The organism is Geodermatophilus sp. SYSU D00766, assembly GCF_054049915.1.
Genome location: NZ_JBJGYI010000088.1, coordinates 1 through 968, shown reverse-complemented (window position 1 = coordinate 968; position 968 = coordinate 1). Strand labels below are relative to the sequence as shown.

The 968-nt window shown below is 76.1% G+C and carries 2 protein-coding genes and 1 pseudogene; 2 read left to right on the top strand and 1 reads right to left on the bottom strand.

Features of this window, described 5'->3' with window-relative positions:
* Window positions 1-257, top strand: a pseudogene (locus ACI8AD_RS24940) (S-(hydroxymethyl)mycothiol dehydrogenase); the annotation flags it as partial.
* Window positions 258-407: 150 nt separating this feature from the next.
* Here the strand turns inward: ACI8AD_RS24940 and ACI8AD_RS24935 are convergent.
* The gene (locus ACI8AD_RS24935; protein WP_456873215.1) at window positions 408-593 is read right to left on the bottom strand and encodes a hypothetical protein; all 186 of its coding nucleotides are present in this window, start codon (window positions 591-593) and stop codon (window positions 408-410) included.
* Window positions 594-649: 56 nt separating this feature from the next.
* Here ACI8AD_RS24935 and ACI8AD_RS24930 point away from each other — a divergent pair, with 56 nt between their 5' ends.
* On the top strand, window positions 650-919 hold the full coding sequence (locus ACI8AD_RS24930) for a hypothetical protein (RefSeq protein WP_456873214.1): 270 nt from the start codon (window positions 650-652) through the stop codon (window positions 917-919).
* Window positions 920-968: the final 49 nt, after the last annotated feature.

The following is a 968-nucleotide window of genomic DNA, read 5'->3' as shown; positions in this document are numbered from 1 at the left end:
GGGTGCCGACGCCGGACATGCAGCTGACCCTGCCGATGATCGAGCTGTTCGGCCGCGGCGGGGCGCTGAAGTCCTCCTGGTACGGCGACTGCCTGCCCAGCCGCGACTTCCCCATGCTGGCCGACCTCTACCGGCAGGGCCGCTTCCCGCTGGCCGACTTCGTCACCGAGACGGTCGGCCTCGACGACGTCGAGGCCGCCTTCGACGACCTGCGCCGGGGCGGGGTCCTGCGCTCGGTCGTGGTGCTCGACAAGTGAGCGCGCCGGCTCCCCCAGCTGCGCGGGACCGAGGACCGGGTGGTCGAGCACGTCCCCGGACCGTGCCCCTCACGGTGACGGTGACCGAGGCCAGGGGTCTGGCGCCGACGCTGGAGCTGGCCGAGCGCCAGTCCGGCCACGGCTTCGGCGTCACGCCGCACCCTGGCGGCGCGGCAGGTCCACGGCCGGTCGCACCTGGCCGACGTCGTCGCCCGCCTCGACGCCGCCGGCGTCGACGGCGTGTTCGTGGTCGGGGGCGACGCCGCCGAGCCGGTGGGCCCGTTCCCGGACGCGCTCTCCCTGCTCGAGGAGCTGGCGGGCCTCGGCCACGGGCACGGCAGGTCGCGCTGCGCGGCGTCGGACCGCCGATCCGCGTCGGCATCCCCGGAGCGGTGACGCGCCAGAGACTGGTCCGCATCTCGGCCGGGCTCGGGCTCGCACAGTCGGCCCGCTCCCTGTCGAAGCAGCACGGCCTCCTCTGGCGCTTCCTGCTCCCCCACGGGTACCGGCCGGACCGGCTCGTCGAGCGCCTGGCCCCCGCGCTCGGGCAGCCCGGGCACCACCTGCAGGGCCTCCACCTCTCCACGTTCGACGAGGTGGCGCGCACCGAGGCGTGGCGGCAGGAGTGGCTGGAGCGCCTGTCGGACGCCGGGGGCAGCTGAGCGGCACACCCACGGCAGCGGGGCCGGGAGGACGTCGTCCTCCCGGCCC